The 16,004-nt window shown below is 56.7% G+C and carries 16 protein-coding genes and 1 pseudogene; 10 read left to right on the forward strand and 7 right to left on the reverse strand.

What is annotated here, in order from left to right:
* Positions 1-104 precede the first annotated feature (104 nt).
* From EDF82_RS18660 to EDF82_RS18670, 3 genes are read left to right on the forward strand one after another with little or no spacing between them, the layout of a single operon-like run.
* Entirely contained in the window at positions 105-452 is a 348-nt protein-coding gene (locus EDF82_RS18660; RefSeq protein WP_123757011.1) for a YidH family protein, read from the forward strand.
* Positions 442-804, forward strand: a complete 363-nt coding sequence (locus EDF82_RS18665) for a DUF202 domain-containing protein (RefSeq protein ID WP_123757012.1) — start codon at positions 442-444, stop codon at positions 802-804. Before EDF82_RS18660 ends, EDF82_RS18665 begins: the two co-directional genes overlap by 11 nt.
* Entirely contained in the window at positions 804-1,940 is a 1,137-nt protein-coding gene (locus EDF82_RS18670) for an anaerobic sulfatase maturase (protein WP_227540152.1), read from the forward strand. Before EDF82_RS18665 ends, EDF82_RS18670 begins: the two co-directional genes overlap by 1 nt.
* On the opposite strand, the gene dsdA is transcribed toward EDF82_RS18670, so the two are convergent.
* Both dsdA and dsdX read right to left on the reverse strand, forming a co-directional pair.
* A complete protein-coding gene (gene dsdA, locus EDF82_RS18675) occupies positions 1,937-3,265 on the reverse strand; it encodes a D-serine ammonia-lyase (RefSeq protein ID WP_123757013.1) in 1,329 nt (442 codons plus the stop codon). The genes EDF82_RS18670 and dsdA overlap by 4 nt on opposite strands.
* 17 nt (positions 3,266-3,282) lie before the next feature.
* Complete coding sequence (gene dsdX / locus EDF82_RS18680; RefSeq protein ID WP_123757014.1) at positions 3,283-4,620, reverse strand: D-serine transporter DsdX; 1,338 nt, start codon at positions 4,618-4,620, stop codon at positions 3,283-3,285.
* 225 nt (positions 4,621-4,845) lie between these two features.
* Here dsdX and dsdC point away from each other — a divergent pair, with 225 nt between their 5' ends.
* Positions 4,846-5,772, forward strand: coding sequence for a DNA-binding transcriptional regulator DsdC (gene dsdC, locus EDF82_RS18685; RefSeq protein ID WP_123757015.1), 927 nt, complete (start codon positions 4,846-4,848; stop codon positions 5,770-5,772).
* Positions 5,773-5,860: 88 nt separating this feature from the next.
* Here dsdC and emrD read toward each other — a convergent pair whose 3' ends face one another.
* The 4 genes and pseudogenes from emrD to tisB form a co-directional block, all read right to left on the reverse strand.
* Positions 5,861-7,045 (reverse strand): multidrug efflux MFS transporter EmrD, encoded by a 1,185-nt coding sequence (emrD, locus tag EDF82_RS18690; protein ID WP_123757016.1) that lies wholly within the window; start codon positions 7,043-7,045, stop codon positions 5,861-5,863.
* Positions 7,046-7,220: 175 nt separating this feature from the next.
* Positions 7,221-8,054, reverse strand: a complete 834-nt coding sequence (locus EDF82_RS18695) for a DMT family transporter (protein ID WP_123757017.1) — start codon at positions 8,052-8,054, stop codon at positions 7,221-7,223.
* Positions 8,055-8,121: 67 nt separating this feature from the next.
* Complete coding sequence (locus EDF82_RS18700) at positions 8,122-8,568, reverse strand: GNAT family N-acetyltransferase (RefSeq protein WP_123757018.1); 447 nt, start codon at positions 8,566-8,568, stop codon at positions 8,122-8,124.
* Between the two features lie 90 nt (positions 8,569-8,658).
* Positions 8,659-8,773 (reverse strand): annotated as a pseudogene (gene tisB, locus EDF82_RS18705) (type I toxin-antitoxin system toxin TisB); the annotation flags it as partial.
* Positions 8,774-9,321: 548 nt separating this feature from the next.
* Here tisB and ivbL point away from each other — a divergent pair.
* The 3 genes from ivbL to ilvN all read left to right on the forward strand — a co-directional run bounded on the left by ivbL (position 9,322) and on the right by ilvN (position 11,501).
* Positions 9,322-9,417, forward strand: coding sequence for an ilvB operon leader peptide IvbL (gene ivbL / locus EDF82_RS18715; RefSeq protein WP_123757020.1), 96 nt, complete (start codon positions 9,322-9,324; stop codon positions 9,415-9,417).
* A gap of 101 nt (positions 9,418-9,518) precedes the next feature.
* The gene (ilvB, locus tag EDF82_RS18720) at positions 9,519-11,207 is read left to right on the forward strand and encodes an acetolactate synthase large subunit (protein WP_123757021.1); all 1,689 of its coding nucleotides are present in this window, start codon (positions 9,519-9,521) and stop codon (positions 11,205-11,207) included.
* Between the two features lie 3 nt (positions 11,208-11,210).
* Positions 11,211-11,501 carry an acetolactate synthase small subunit gene (ilvN, locus tag EDF82_RS18725; RefSeq protein WP_123757022.1) on the forward strand — a complete coding sequence of 97 codons (291 nt, stop codon included), beginning with the start codon at positions 11,211-11,213 and terminating at the stop codon, positions 11,499-11,501.
* A gap of 1 nt (position 11,502) precedes the next feature.
* On the opposite strand, the gene EDF82_RS18730 is transcribed toward ilvN, so the two are convergent.
* Positions 11,503-12,294, reverse strand: a complete 792-nt coding sequence (locus EDF82_RS18730; RefSeq protein ID WP_123757023.1) for a DeoR family transcriptional regulator — start codon at positions 12,292-12,294, stop codon at positions 11,503-11,505.
* Positions 12,295-12,630: 336 nt separating this feature from the next.
* On the opposite strand from EDF82_RS18730, the gene rbsK reads away from it, so the two are divergent.
* The 3 genes from rbsK to EDF82_RS18745 are packed head-to-tail and all read left to right on the forward strand — an operon-like array spanning position 12,631 to position 15,920.
* A complete protein-coding gene (gene rbsK, locus EDF82_RS18735; protein ID WP_123757024.1) occupies positions 12,631-13,551 on the forward strand; it encodes a ribokinase in 921 nt (306 codons plus the stop codon).
* A 27-nt stretch (positions 13,552-13,578) separates the two neighbouring features.
* The gene (gene fucP, locus EDF82_RS18740; protein WP_123757025.1) at positions 13,579-14,895 is read left to right on the forward strand and encodes an L-fucose:H+ symporter permease; all 1,317 of its coding nucleotides are present in this window, start codon (positions 13,579-13,581) and stop codon (positions 14,893-14,895) included.
* Between the two features lie 11 nt (positions 14,896-14,906).
* Positions 14,907-15,920, forward strand: coding sequence for an aldose 1-epimerase family protein (locus tag EDF82_RS18745; RefSeq protein ID WP_123757026.1), 1,014 nt, complete (start codon positions 14,907-14,909; stop codon positions 15,918-15,920).
* Positions 15,921-16,004 lie beyond the last annotated feature (84 nt).

The raw sequence follows: 16,004 nt of genomic DNA on the forward strand, positions 1-16,004 counted from the left end.
GAAAGTGCGCGACCCGGCCTAATAACGGCTCTCTTTGCTATCATCATGCCAATCACCAGGATGACTGGCATGTTAGACAAACGGGAGCCGCTCAAGGAGCTATGATGAATATTTCCCGCCTCGGCGAAGCGCCGGACTATCGTTTCTCACTGGCGAACGAACGCACTTTTCTGGCATGGATTCGTACCGCATTGGGCTTTCTTGCCGCGGGCGTTGGGCTGGATCAGCTGGCACCAGACTTTGCTACGCCGCTGATTCGTGAGGTGCTTGCGCTGCTGTTGTGCCTGTTTTCCGGCGGGCTGGCGATTTATGGCTATATCCGCTGGCTGCGTAATGAAAAAGCGATGCGGCTGAAAGAGGACCTTCCCTATACGCGCGGGCTGTTGATTATCAGTCTGATTTTGCTGCTTGTCGCCGCTGCTGTCATGGGTCTGGTACTGTATGCCGGATAAGCGTAGGGCAAGAAGAGAGAGCGATCCGGGATTACAGCCGGAACGTACCTCGCTGGCATGGTTTCGTACCCTTTTGGGCTATGCCGCCTTAATGGTGCTGGCGATTAAGCATCAGGGTCAGCAGGCAGGCACGCTCTTTTGGATAACGCTCGGCGTGCTGGCCGTGGCAACAATTGTGCTTTGGCGTTATACCCGACATCGTCAGTTGATGGATGTCTCGCTAAGCGACTTTTCCGAATCGCGTTCCGTGCGTGACAAACTGCTAATCGCCCTCGCCGTGTTTGCTCTCTCCGTACTGTTTGCAGCGTCCCATGTAAGTAAAATCATTCTGTTTTTCAGGGAGTTTTCCTGATGAGATGTCAGGTGATGGCTAAACCTGCCAGTTCGCGCTGCAATCTTGATTGCCGCTACTGCTTTTATATCGACAAACCTCAACAGCCGGTCATGGATGACGTGACCCTCGACGCGTTTGTGGCTCAGCATATCGCGGCGCAATCGGCACCCGAGGTACAGTTTGCCTGGCAAGGCGGCGAGCCAACGCTGTGCGGGCTGGATTTCTTCCGTCGCGTGGTGGTGTTACAACAGCGCTATAGTCAGGGTAAACACATCGACAATGCCTTCCAGACCAATGGTCTGCTGCTCAACGATGAGTGGTGCCGTTTCTTCCATCAGCAGGGGTGGCTGGTGGGTATTTCATTGGATGGTCCGGCGGACCTGCACGATCGGTATCGGGTCAACCGGCGTGGCCACCCCACACATCATAAAGTACTGGCGGGTATCGAGAAGCTGCGGGCCCATCGGGTTTCATTCAATGTACTCACCGTCATCAACCGGCAAAACAGCCAGCAGCCGGAACGGCTGTATCGCTATCTGCGCGAGCTGGGCACCCCTTTTTTGCAGTTTATTCCGTTGGTTGAACACGATAACCCTGAGTCAGTGAGCGCCGCGCAGTGGGGGACGTTTCTGAAGACGGTATTTGATATTTGGGCCCGGGAAGATATTGGCCGCGTATACGTTCAGCTTTTTGATTCAACGCTGGGCGTCTGGTGCGGATATCCTTCGCAGATGTGTTCGCTGGCGGAAGTATGCGGGCAGGCGTTTGCCCTGGAGGCCAACGGCGATCTCTATCAATGCGATCACTATGTTTATCCTCAATATCGACTCGGCAATATTCACCAGACGTCCATCTCCAGCCTCAATCAAACCGACGCAGTGCGGGAATTCGGGCTGTATAAACAAGCCACACTGTCCGACGACTGCCAGAGATGCCCGGTTCGCCACCTCTGTCATGGCGATTGCCCAAAGCATCGTACAGCAGGGAAAAGCGTTCTGTGTGAGGGATACCGGGCGTTTTTTTACCACTCGGCGCCATCAATGCGGATGATGCGAGATTTGATTAAGCGACAACGTTCACCGGCAACGCTGATGGCGTTATTAAAACAGGGAGAATCTCCAGGCCTTTTCAAAGGCCTGGATGAAAACCGTTAGCGGCCTTTCGCCAGGTACTGCGCCATCTCCTCTTCCGGCACCATGCCGCCGCCGGTCGCCCAGACCAGATGCGTGGCATTGTGCATCTGGCCGGCGTTGAAGCCGTGCATCTGCTGATAACTCTTGCTGGCGCAGACGCGCTGCGGCCCGGCCATCCCCGCCAGGGCGGATGGCTCCAGGCGAATATTTTCGGCTTGCGCCAGCCAACCCAGCATGTCGTACATCGACTGGTCGCTGAGGGTATAGAAGCCATCCAGCAGACGCTCCATCGCCCTGCCGACAAACCCGGAAGCGCGCCCAACGGCCAGGCCATCGGCGGCGGTCAGGTTATCGATACCGAGATCCTGGACGGCAATACCATCATGCAGCCCGGTATGAACCCCCAGCAGCATGCAAGGGGAGTGGGTCGGTTCGGCGAAGAAGCAGTGAACATGGTCACCGAAGGCCAGCTTCAGGCCAAATGCCACCCCGCCAGGGCCGCCGCCCACGCCGCACGGCAGATAGACAAACAGCGGATGATCGGCATCGACCACACGCCCCTGTTGCGCGAACTGCGCTTTCAGGCGCTCACCGGCGACGGCATAGCCGAGGAACAGCGTGCGTGAGTTTTCGTCATCAATAAAGAAGCAGTTGGGATCGGCCTCCGCCGCCTTACGTCCCTGTTCAACCGCAACGCCGTAATCCTGCTCGTACTCCACCACCGTCACGCCGTGGCTGCGCAGTTTCGCTTTTTTCCACGCCCGGGCGTCGGCCGACATATGCACCGTGACCTTAAAGCCGATGCGGGCGCTCATGATGCCGATCGACATCCCGAGGTTACCGGTCGATCCCACGGCGATGCTGTACTGGCTAAAGAACTGTTTAAACGCCGGCGTCAGCAGTTGACGGTAGTCATCTGCGGTGGTCAGCAGGCCCGCTTCCAGCACCAGTTTTTCCGCGTGGGTCAGGACCTCATAAATTCCGCCGCGCGCTTTAATGGAGCCGGAAACCGGTAGATGGCTGTCTTTTTTCAACAGCAGTTCACCGTCGATGGCCTCGGAAAATGCCTGCTCCAGCCGCGCTTTCATCGCCGGGATCGCCACCAGCTCGGATTCAATAATCCCGCCGGTAGCGGCGGTTTCCGGGAAGGCCTGCGCCAGATAAGGCGCAAAGCGCTCCAGCCGCGCACGGGCATCCTGAACATCTTCGCTGGTCAGGCCGACGTAGGGTAAGCCTTCTGCCAGTGACGTGGTGGCCGGGTTAAACCAGGCGGTTTCTTTCAGGTCGATCAGCTCCTGCAGCAGCGGGAACCGGGTGATTAATGTGGTCATGTCAGCGTTTTTCATATGACGTCTCTTTGCGCTCAGATGATGAAAGAAAGCAGGAACGTGCAGGCAAGTGCAAGCAAGGATGCGATAAATGTGGCCGTTGTATAGTATTTGAACGTCTCACTCAGGCTCGCACCGCAGTACTGTTTTACCAGCCAGAACAGGGAATCGGTGACGATCGTGCAGCCAATTGCGCCGGAACCAATAGCAATGGCGATGATCTCCGGGCTTACGCCTGGGTACAGCGGCAGCATTGGCGCCACGATAGCGGTCGCTCCCATCATGGCGACGGTGGCCGAACCGACCGCCGCGTGCAGAATCAGCGCCACCAGCCAGGCCAGCAGAATCGGGTGCATATGCATGCCCGACAGAATCACCGCCAGCGAATCGGCCAGGCCGCTGCTCTTCAGGATGGCGTTAAACGCGCCGCCGGCGCCGATGATCAGCAGGATATTGGCAATCGAGCCGAAGCCATTTTCAGTGTGGGTCAGCAGCGTGCCCATGCTCATATTCTGGCGGATGCCGAGGACGTAGTAGGCCACGAAGACGGCGATAAACATGGCGGTAATCGGGTTGCCGATAAACTCCAGCAGCATATACAGCGTGCCGCTCCGGGTCATATTCAGCTCGGCCACGGTTTTCACCAGCATCAGCGCAATCGGCAGCAGAATGGTCAGCAGGGTGGCGCCGAGGGACGGCAGGGTCTCTTCCTGACGGACTTCCAGATTTGAAAACTCGGCGGGAACCGCTTTGAACGGCAGACGATTACCCAGCAGTCTCAGGAACAGCGGGCCGCCGACCAGCGAGGCCATCAACCCGACCAGCAGGCCGTAGACAATCACGGTGCCGATATCGGCGCCGAGCTTGTTGGCGACGAACAGCGCTGCCGGGTGCGGCGGGACCACGCAATGCACCGCCATTAATGCGGTACACAGCGGGATCGCCAGCTTCAGCAGGGAGGTGTGGGTCTTTTTAGCGATGGAGAAGGCCAGCGGGATCAGCAGCACCACGCCCACTTCGACAAACAGCGTAATCCCGCAGATCAGGCCAACCAGCACCATGATGACATCGACCGATAACCAGCGGCAGCGCTGGAGCGTCAGGCCGATCCGCTCGGCGGCGCCTGAAATCTCCATCATTTTCCCGAGGATGGTCCCGAGACCGATCACCGCCGCCAGGAAGCCGAGGGTGCCGCCGATGCCGTTTTCAATGGCGTTGACCATATCCAGCGGGCTCATGCCCATCATTGCACCGACGAAGAAACTGGCTAACAGCAGCGCCAGAAACGGGTGAAATTTCAGCTTAACGATAGTTAGTACAATCAACACGATACTGATGAGTAGCGTGCTCACAACCCAAATCTGAGATTCCATACCCCACCTCGCCTGTGTATTAGATGGGGCTATTGAACAGAAAAACGTCACCGGCTGACAAACGATATAAATGGCGCTTCAGGTGAATCAGATTGAATCAAAGTGGTGATTAAGGTCTAAAAAAGCCATGCATTTGCGCTATGGGTCACTTTTTTTCATCTTTAAACCAGCGCGACGCGGCCATTTTGCTTACCATTGACGGTAAAAATGACAGGGAAAAGAACGATGGATGTGGGAAAAGAGATCGGCAACCGGCTGCTGAACGGCTGGCAGCTGTCCAAACTGTATACCTTTGAGGTTGCCGCCCGGCATGAATCTTTCGCGCTGGCGGCGGAAGAGCTGTCGCTCACCCCCAGCGCGGTGAGTCACCGGATAAATCAGCTGGAAGAGGAGCTGGGGATCCAGCTGTTCGTGCGCTCGCATCGCAAAGTGGAGTTAACCCATGAAGGGCGGCGGGTCTACTGGTCGCTGAAGTCATCGCTGGACAGCCTGAACCAGGAAATTCTGGATATCAAAAACCAGGAGCTGTCCGGCACCCTGACCATTTACTCGCGACCGTCGATTGCCCAATGCTGGCTGGTCCCGGCGCTGGGGGATTTTACTCGCCGCTACCCGTCTATCTCGCTGACCGTGTTAACCGGCAACGAAAACGTCAATATGCAGCGCGCGGGTATCGATCTGGCGCTCTATTTCGATGATTTACCTTCATCGCAACTCACCCACCACTTTCTGATGGATGAGGCGATTGTGCCGGTTTGTACCGCGGAGTACGCCCGTCAGCATCAGCTTCAGCAGCACCCCGAGCATCTTCAGCATTGCACGCTGCTGCATGACCGCCAGGCCTGGAGCAACGACTCCGGCACCGATGAGTGGTTTAGCTGGGCGCAGCATTTTGCGGTGAATTTGCCACAATCGTCGGGAATTGGCTTCGATCGTTCAGATTTAGCGGTGATTGCGGCGATGAACCATGTCGGCGTGGCGATGGGGCGTAAACGGCTGGTGCAAAAACGCATCGATAGCGGCGAACTGATCGCCCCCTTTGGTGATATGACGCTGAAGTGCCATCAGCACTACTATGTGACGACCCTGGCGGGGCGTCAGTGGCCAAAAATCGAGGCGTTTATCCACTGGCTGCAAAGCCAGGTGCGCTGACAATCCCCGGTTGCGCTACGCTGACCGGGGCTTCGGAGAGTAGCCCGGATAAGGCTGGTATGCCGTCATCCGGGGGAGACGCCGGGCGTTAAACCGGCTGCTGGTGACGGCTGAAGCGTGAAGCCAGCGGCAGCCAGCACAGCAGAATCAGCAGGCCCATCAGCATCATCAACAATCCCAGGCTGCTCTGACCGGTCTGCGGCATCATCGCCGAGAGCCAGGCCAGCACGCCGGAGCCGATATTTTGCAGCCCGCCAACCAGCGCACCTGCCGTCCCGGCGAGGAACGGGAACGGCTCCATCGCGCCGCTGGTCGCCAGCGGGAACAGCATGCCGGCGCCAAAGAAAAACAGCGCCGCAGGCACCAGCAGCGTCCAGACGGTCATGACGCCCATCAGGCCAGGGATCCACATCATCACCCCTGCCAGCAGACAGCAGATGACCGATTGCCACATCAGGGTCGAGAAGCGCTTATTCGGACGCCCGGCAAACCAGGCCCCGAAGAAGGCCGCCGGAATCGGCAGGATAAACAGAATACTGACCGCCATGCTGCTTAAGCCCAGTACGGCGCCCAGCAGCACCCCGGAGCAGGCCTCAAACACGGCGATACCCGCCAGACCGCCAATCAACATCAGCAGATAGCAGTTGAACGCAGTATTGCCGAAAAGCGTCTTATAGCTGGTGGCCAGCCGGGTACGCGGCGCGCCGACCGGGCGCGTTTCCGGCATCCAGCGTGCCATGCTGAAGGTCACCACCGCGCACAGGATCAACAGGAACGCGTAGCAGGCACGCCAGCTCCATACGGTATTGAGGATCCCGCCAATCAGCGGAGCCAGCAGCGGGCTGACAAGAATCCCCATATTTAACAGGCTATTGGCGTGTCTGAGCTGGCTACCTTCGTACAGGTCGCGCGGCAGGGTACGCGCCATGACGCCCCCAACACCGGTCCCCATGCCCTGAATCGCGCTGGCGATAATCAGCACCGTCAGACTGTGGGTGGTGATGGCAACCAGCGTCGCCAGCATAAAGATAGACATCCCGATGAGGATCACCGGGCGTCGCCCCACGCGGTCAGACAGCGGGCCGTAGAAGAGTTGCGATACGCCATAGGTCAGCAGATAGGCGGCCATTACGCTTTGTACCGCGCCCTCACGGGCGTTCAGCGAAATAGCCATATCGGCGATCGCCGGAATATAAATGGTCTGCGCCATCTGGCCTACGGCCACCAGCACTACCAGCATCAACAACAAAGTGAAGTTCTTATGCCGTTTCATGTCGATGAATACTTTGATAATAGAAGTAAATTAAGAATATGTGACTGGCACATCCCTTTAATGCTGGAGGAATCTACCACATAAAAATGACAGTACAACCACATGACGAGGATTGGTGAGGAATGCCAGGCAGGTTTTATAAACGATAATCGGCAACAAATGTTGCCATTGTGCGTCAGGAGAGGCGCAGCAGGATAGCCCCGGCCGCAATCCCGCAGGCGGCCACGATACGCAGGGCAATAAGCTTCTCTTTAAGCAGCACCAACGCGATGATAGCGCCGAATAAAATAGAGGTTTCTCGCAGCGCCGCGACCACCGCCAGCGGCGCCTGGGTCATGGCCCACAGTGCCAGGCCATACGACCCCATGGTGCTCAGCCCGCCGATCAGCCCGGTTTTCCAGTGCTGGCGCAGATAGCGGCTGGCTTCCCGCCGGCGGGCGACCATTGACCAGCTCAGCAAACAGAAGCCGTTCATAAAAAATGACCACAGCGTGTAGCCCAGCGCGGTGCCCGACAGGCGAACCCCGGTGCCATCCACCAGCGTATAGCCGGCGATAAAACAGGCGTTGATCAGCGCGAGAATGATACCGGTGCGGGAGCTGGCGCGGCCATTGAAGGCCATCGCAAGGATTGCCAGGCAGATCACGGCAATACCGCTCCAGGCCAGCGGTGACAGTGAATCGCCGAGCACGGCGACGCTGATAATCGCCACCAGCAGCGGCGCGGTGCCGCGCATCAGCGGGTAGGTCTGGCTCATATCCGAGACCTGATAGGTTTTAGCCACCAGCACGGTGTAGACCACTTGTAAGGCGCTGGAGAGGACCAGATACGGCGCGCTGGCAAGGCCTGGCTGCGGCGCGAAAGGCAGCGCGACCATGGCGATCAGCGCGGCAGAACCGCTCACGCCGATAGCGGCATACATCTTATCGCCGCTGGCTTTGACGATGGCATTCCAGCTGGCATGCAGCAGGGCGGCGAACAGCAGAATGCAGAAAACGCTAATGGTCATCGTAGGAGACGGTCAGTGGCTATGTTATGGCACTGTAACACGGGCGTTTTCCACCAGCCAGCGGCCCTTAAAGCGAGCAGAACAGGCGATGCGTGACCCGCGGCTCATCATAAACCGGGCGGAACCCCAGGGTTTCATAAAAGGGCCACGCCGACGACGGCGCGTGGGTGTTGAGAAAATCGAACCAGTGGCCGGAATGGGTTATCACCGATACCAGCAGCTGCTGCCCGACACGCTGGCGACGCGAAGCTTCGCGGATATATAAATGACGAATACGCCCGGCCCGCGGTTGCTGACTGTACGGGTCAACATTCAGCCCGCAGACCCCAACCAGCTGTCCGGCAACAAAGGCGCCCAGCAGTTTCTCGCCCGGTGCATTAAAGCGGTTTTTACCGCTTTGCCAGTTCTCCGTCAGGCGACGCAGCATGGCAAATTGTTGCTCCAGGCTTTCGCTGCGCAGGGCAAGAAAGCCGGGGGTCTCCGGGGTGACAGGGCGAATCAACAACGGTGGCATGATTTTCTCCAGTTAGTCGGCATCAGGTGATGGGGTACCGCCTGTAGAGGGGCGGTTTCCCGCCCCTCTCAGGTGCGACTTGAACCTGAATCAGCGAGACTGTCTCAGGACTGCATCAAGCAGTTGCAACACGGCAACCATGAGTCTCAGGATAAGAACAATAATATCCATCGCGCCCATACGCGTCTCCTCTGGTAGAGGAGCACGACCCGCTGGCGTACCTTTCCGCCGCCTGTTGCCAGCGAGGGGATACGCCGCCCGCCCGGGTACGTTGGTGTGCCCGGAACACAGTGGCGTATTTGTTGACGTAACACAGTGTGCTCTCTCGGGGTTAAGGCGCTGACGGCACCACCCGTTTCAGCCAGGACTTCATTGCGCCGGTAAAACATGCGGCCCCGAATAACACAACGTGTACGCATTCAGTATAAACAAATACTGTATATTTAAACAGTATTTTCTGGACAATCTGGCACCCGCCTTCCATACTCTATTTCGGCGACAGCCGCGTGAAAATTGCGTCAACGCCGGCGCGCGCGTATACTTTCACCGTTGACGTAATACAGTGTACTTGCGGTTACCAGCCGTAAACATGCTGACAAAAACCTCGCTGCGGCGGGGTTTTTTGTTTTTGTGCGTCAGACGAAAAATTGTGATCCCTTACGCAAATACTCGTGGATGAAAATAATTCCGTTGTGTAATGGCGGCAGCTGTGTTTGTATAAATTCAGTTAATTTTTCGCACAACAGGTCCCTAATGAACACTTCCATTCTGACGTCGACTCTACTAAAAACCGCGCCTGCCGCGGTGGTCGTCGTGCGTGTGGTGGTCGTCGTCGGCAATGCGCCGTAGGGTCCGGAACAACACGATTCCAAACCCCGCCGGCGCAAACCGAGCGGGGTTTTTTTTCGACACTCGCCCGGTAAGTCGGCCCAGAATAAAAGGACTGGAGCATGGCAAGTTCGGGCACAACATCAGAAAAAATGCGCTTCACCGGCGCGCAGTTAGTTGTTCATTTACTGGAGCGTCAGGGGATCACCACCGTTGCGGGTATCCCGGGCGGCTCAATTCTCCCTATCTATGATGCATTAAGCCAAAGCACGCAGATTCGTCACGTCCTGGCGCGTCACGAGCAGGGCGCGGGCTTTATCGCCCAGGGGATGGCGCGTACCGAAGGTAAACCCGCGGTCTGTATGGCCTGTAGCGGGCCGGGCGCCACCAACCTGATCACCGCCATCGCCGATGCCCGCCTGGACTCCATTCCGCTGGTTTGTATTACCGGCCAGGTGCCGGCATCGATGATCGGCACCGACGCGTTCCAGGAAGTCGACACCTACGGTATCTCTATCCCCATCACGAAACACAACTACCTGGTTCGCGACATCGCTGAGCTGCCGCAGGTGATGAGCGACGCGTTTCGTATCGCGCAGTCCGGCCGCCCGGGTCCGGTGTGGATAGATATTCCTAAGGATGTGCAGACGGCAACCATCGAGCTGGCGGTGTTACCGGAGCCAGGTACCCGCGCGCCGACCCCGACGTTTGACAGCACCAGCGTTCAGGATGCGGCGGCGATGATCAATGCGGCGCAGCGTCCGGTGCTGTATCTGGGCGGCGGCGTGATTAACGCCGGGGATCAGGTTCGCGCGCTGGCTGAAAAAGCCAACCTGCCTACCACCCTGACCCTGATGGCGCTGGGTATGCTGCCGAAGGCGCACCCGCTCTCGTTAGGCATGCTGGGTATGCACGGCGCACGCAGCACCAACTTCATCTTGCAAGAGTCTGATTTACTGATTGTTTTAGGCGCGCGTTTTGATGACCGGGCGATTGGTAAAACCGAGCAGTTCTGCCCGAATGCGAAAATTATCCACGTCGATATCGATCGTTCCGAGCTGGGCAAAATCAAGCAGCCGCACGTCGCGATTCAGGGGGACGTTGCCGACGTTCTGGCGCAGCTGATCCCGCTGGTGGCCTCGCAGCCGCGTGACGAGTGGCGCCAGCTGGTGGCGGACCTGCAACGCGAGTTTCCGTCCACCATTCCGCAGCAGCGCGATCCGCTGGCCCACTACGGCCTGATCAACGCCGTGGCCGCCTGTGTCGATGACGAGGCGATCATTACCACCGACGTTGGTCAGCATCAGATGTGGGTTGCCCAGGCCTATCCGTTGAACCGTCCGCGCCAGTGGCTGACCTCCGGCGGGTTGGGAACCATGGGCTTTGGCCTGCCGGCAGCGGTGGGTGCCGCGCTGGCTAATCCGCAGCGTAAAGTGATCTGCTTCTCCGGCGACGGCAGCCTGATGATGAACATTCAGGAGATGGCCACCGCGGCGGAGAATCAGCTGGATGTTAAAATCATCCTGATGAACAACGAAGCGCTGGGGCTGGTGTATCAGCAGCAGAGCCTGTTCTATCAGCAGGGCGTTTTTGCCGCAACCTACCCGGGGATGATCAACTTCATGCAGATTGCCGCCGGTTTTGGTCTGCAAACCTGTGATTTAAATAACGAAGCCGACCCGCAGGCGGCGCTGCAGGCGATCATTGACCGTCCTGGCCCGGCCCTGATTCACGTGCGCATTGATGCCGAAGAGAAAGTCTATCCGATGGTTCCGCCGGGAGCGGCAAATACAGAAATGGTGGGGGAATAAACCATGCAACAGCAGACTCATGACAACGTTATTCTGGAACTCACCGTCCGCAACCACCCAGGGGTAATGACCCACGTTTGCGGGCTGTTTGCCCGCCGCGCGTTTAACGTGGAAGGCATTCTCTGTTTGCCTATTCAGAACAGTAACCACAGCCGAATCTGGCTACTGGTCAACGATGACCAGCGGCTAGGGCAGATGATCAGCCAGATTGAAAAGCTGGAAGATGTGGTGAAGGTCGCGCGTAACCAGTCTGACCCTTCGATGTTCAATAAAATAGCCGTCTTCTTTGAATGAGTTACTCGCTCTCAGTATCCGGCGTGATAACGTTGACCGAACCATTCCGGCAGTGGGCGGCATAGTCTGCCGGTAATGGACGATCGCTGATCAGCACGTCAAATGTCGACAGCGGGGCGATACTGGCAGGCGCCACATCGTCGAACAGCGCATAGCGCGCGAGCAGGATTTTCCGCAGACCGCGATCCATCGCTTTACGTTTGGTGGCGAGGTCTTCGGGGTTAAACCAGCTGACGCCAAAATGTTCGTGTACCCCGCTGGCGGAGATAAACACTTTCCGCGGGTTCAGCGAATCCAGCGCCGAAGGGTTGCTGGTATCGTAGAAGGCATCGCTTTTGGCCCGATAGGTACCGCCACACAAAATGGCGGTGGCGTTGGGCTTTTCATTCAGGGCCATAAACACCCGATGCGAGTAACAAATGCCGGTAAAGGCAATGTCATCGGGGATCATACTGATAACCAGCGGCATTTCGCTGCCGTTATCAAAAAACACCAGATCGTTTTCACTCACCAGGCCCGCGGCGAGAATAGCAATCGGCAAATCGTCACGATGATGAGCCTGTTTTGGCGCAACGGCGGCGGTGAGCGACGGGGCTGACGGCCTGTTTACCATCACCACGTAGCCGCCGAGCAGCGTAAGCGGCAGCGGCGAGTCATGCTCCTGGCTGAGATCCCGGCGGATGGTCATCACAGAGACCTCCAGCATACGCGCGGCCTCTTTGAGATGGATGCGGTCGGTTTTCTTCAGCAGTTCCATCAAGCGGCGTATACGTTCTTTTTGCTTGGTCTCCATTCACTCTCTCCGCAATTTATCTCGCAAATGTTCCTCTGGTAACATTTTTGCGCCTGAAGAAACATCCTGCATTCACATCACTATACTGTGAGCCAGCGGGAATTAAAAGCCTGACAGATCGCGTTTTTATCATGATAAATACTTTATTTTCAGTTTGTTATGATTGTTTTGGTTATCTTTTTTTTAATTTTTCGCCGTATCACTCATTTTTTGTGTGCGATAAATAAACAGATAATGATAACGCAATCGCGATCATGGTCACAAATGGTACGAAAGTAACATGATAATGTTACGATAATATCATTGTTGTGTGATTGTTTCTGAGAGGTAGTAAAAATGGATATCGCGGTTATCGGCTCCAATATGGTGGATCTCATCACCTACACCAACCAGATGCCAAAAGAGGGCGAAACCCTTGAGGCACCGGCGTTCAAAATTGGCTGCGGTGGCAAAGGGGCAAACCAGGCGGTCGCGGCCGCCAAGCTCAACTCGAAAGTCATGATGCTGACCAAGGTGGGCGATGACATCTTTGCGGATAACACCATTCGCAATCTCGAATCCTGGGGCATCAATACCACCTATGTTGAAAAGGTCCCCTGCACCAGCAGCGGTGTGGCGCCGATCTTCGTCAATGCCAACTCCAGTAACAGCATCCTTATTATTAAAGGTGCCAATAAATTTCTCTCACCGGAAGATATCGACCGCGCTGCCGATGATTTAAAAAAATGTCAGTTGATTGTTTTACAGCTTGAGGTCCAGCTGGAAACGGTATATCACGCGATCGAATTTGGTAAAAAGCACGGCATTGAAGTGTTATTAAACCCGGCGCCGGCATTGCGTGAATTAGATATGTCCTATGCCTGCAAATGCGATTTCTTTGTCCCGAATGAAACCGAGCTTGAAATATTAACCGGCTTGCCGGTGGACTCTTACGATAATATTTGCCTCGCCGCCCGCAGCCTTATTGAAAGAGGCCTCAACAATATTATTGTGACCATGGGCGAGAAAGGCGCACTCTGGATGACCCGCGACCAGGAGGTCCACGTCCCGGCATTTAAGGTCAGCGCGGTGGATACTAGCGGCGCGGGTGACGCCTTTATCGGCTGTTTTGCCCACTACTATGTTCAGAGCGGAGATGTTGAATTCGCCATGAAAAAAGCCTCCCTGTTTGCCGCATTTAGCGTCACCGGAAAAGGCACCCAATCATCTTATCCCAGTATCGAGCAGTTTAATGAGTATCTGTCGTTAAACGAATAATCACCCTGCATGGTAAAAGGTAGCACTATGAACGATAAAAACATCATTCAGATGCCCGACGGCTATCTGAATAAAACCCCTCTGTTCCAGTTTATTTTGTTATCCTGCTTATTCCCGTTATGGGGATGTGCTGCTGCATTAAATGATATTTTAATTACGCAATTTAAAAGCGTCTTTGCATTAAGTAACTTTGCCTCCGCCCTGGTGCAAAGTGCGTTTTATGGCGGCTATTTCTTAATTGCTATTCCGGCGTCATTAGTGATTAAAAATACCAGCTATAAAGTTGCGATTATGATTGGCCTGACGCTCTATATCGTCGGCTGTACGCTGTTTTTCCCGGCCTCGCACATGGCAACCTACACCATGTTCCTGGCCGCGATTTTCGCCATTGCCATTGGCCTGAGCTTCCTCGAGACCGCCGCGAACACCTACAGTTCGATGATCGGCCCGAAAAGCCACGCCACGCTGCGCCTGAACATCAGCCAGACCTTCTACCCGATCGGCGCGGCAGCCGGGATTTTGCTGGGTAAATATCTGGTCTTTTCCGACGGTGAAAGCCTCGAAAAACAGATGGCGGGCATGAACGCGGAACAGATCCATCAGTTTAAAGTGCTGATGCTGGAAAACACCCTGGAGCCCTACAAGTACATGATCATGGTACTGGTGGTGGTGATGGTGCTGTTCCTGCTGACGCGCTTCCCGACCTGTAAAGTCGCGCAGACCGCAAACCATAAACGCCCGTCGGCGGCCGATACGCTACGCTATCTGGCGAGCAACGCCCGCTTTCGTCGCGGAATTGCCGCTCAGTTCCTGTACGTCGGGATGCAGGTCACCGTCTGGTCGTTCACCATCCGCCTCGCGCTGGAGCTGGGCGATATCAACGAGCGTGATGCCTCAACCTTTATGGTCTACAGCTTCGCCTGCTTCTTTATCGGCAAATTTGTCGCCAACATTTTGATGACACGGTTTACGCCGGAAAAAGTGCTGATCCTCTACTCGGTTATCGGCGCATTGTTCCTCGCCTACGTGGCGCTGGCGCCGAGCTTTAGCGCGGTGTACGTGGCGGTGCTGGTCAGCGTACTGTTCGGGCCGTGCTGGGCCACCATCTATGCCGGTACGCTGGATACGGTCGATAACGAACACACCGAAATGGCTGGCGCCGTGATTGTGATGGCGATTATCGGGGCGGCCGTGGTGCCGGCGATTCAGGGCTTTATCGCCGACATGTTCCACTCCCTGCAGCTCTCGTTCCTGGTGCCGATGCTGTGCTTCATCTACGTGGGCGTCTATTTCTGGCGTGAGTGCAAAGTGCGCCGCACGCTGACCGAAGCTACCGCATCCTGAGGAGTCTGTTGATGACGACACGTATACCGTTATGGCGCGCGCTCTTTCACGAGCAGCCGCGCACTCTTGTGGCCAATGATGACTTCACGGTCACCGCTTTTCGCTACGCCAGCGGCGTGGAAGGGTTGCGGGTGGCCAACGCCCGCGGCGCGCTGGTGATTTTGCCCTGGCTGGGGCAGATGATCTGGGACGCCGAATTTGATGGTCATGACCTGACCATGCGCAATATGTTCCACCAACCGAAGCCAGCCACCGAGGTGGTGGCGACCTATGGCTGCTTTGCTTTCCATTCGGGGCTGCTGGCAAACGGCTGCCCGTCGCCGGAGGACAACCATCCGCTGCATGGCGAAATGGCCTGCGCCGGAATGGATGAGGCCTGGCTGGAGCTGGAGGCGGACAGCCTGCGCGTGGCGGGGCGCTACGAATATGTGATGGGCTTTGGTCATCACTATGAGGCGCGACCGGCGGTGGTATTACACAAAGCGAGCGCGCTGTTTGATATCCAGATGGCGGTGACCAACCTGGCGTCCGTCGCCATGCCGCTCCAGTACATGTGCCATATGAACTATGCCTACGTCGCGGGGGCCACCTTCAGCCAGAATATCCCCGACGAGGCGCTCGCGCTGCGCGAATCGGTCCCGGCTCATGTTCAGCCGACGGCGTCATGGCTGGCGTTTAATCAGCGTCTGCTGCAGGGGGAAGCCTCGGTGGCGACATTGAATGAGCCGCAGTACTATGACCCGGAGATTGTCTTTTTTGCCGATAAGCTGGATCGCTACACCGACAGCCCGGAATTTCGCATGATCGCACCCGATGGCACCACGTTCATCACGCGTTTCTCCAGCGCCGAGCTGAATTACATCACCCGCTGGATCCTCTATAACGGCGATCAGCAGGTTGCTGCCTTCGCCCTGCCAGCCACCTGCCGACCGGAGGGCTTTCTGGCGGCCCAGCGCAATGGCAGCCTGATATCGCTGGCGCCGCAGGAGACCCGAAGCTTCTCGGTCACCACCGGGATCGCCTGAGGCGGATAACACTGCGCAAGGCGGCAAGTCTGAGAATCCCCAGGCGCTGACTTAAGTCAGTGCCTGGGGGAAGCAGACGCCGCT

The organism is Klebsiella sp. BIGb0399, from assembly GCF_003752615.1.
GTDB lineage: Bacteria > Pseudomonadota > Gammaproteobacteria > Enterobacterales > Enterobacteriaceae > Klebsiella > Klebsiella lignicola.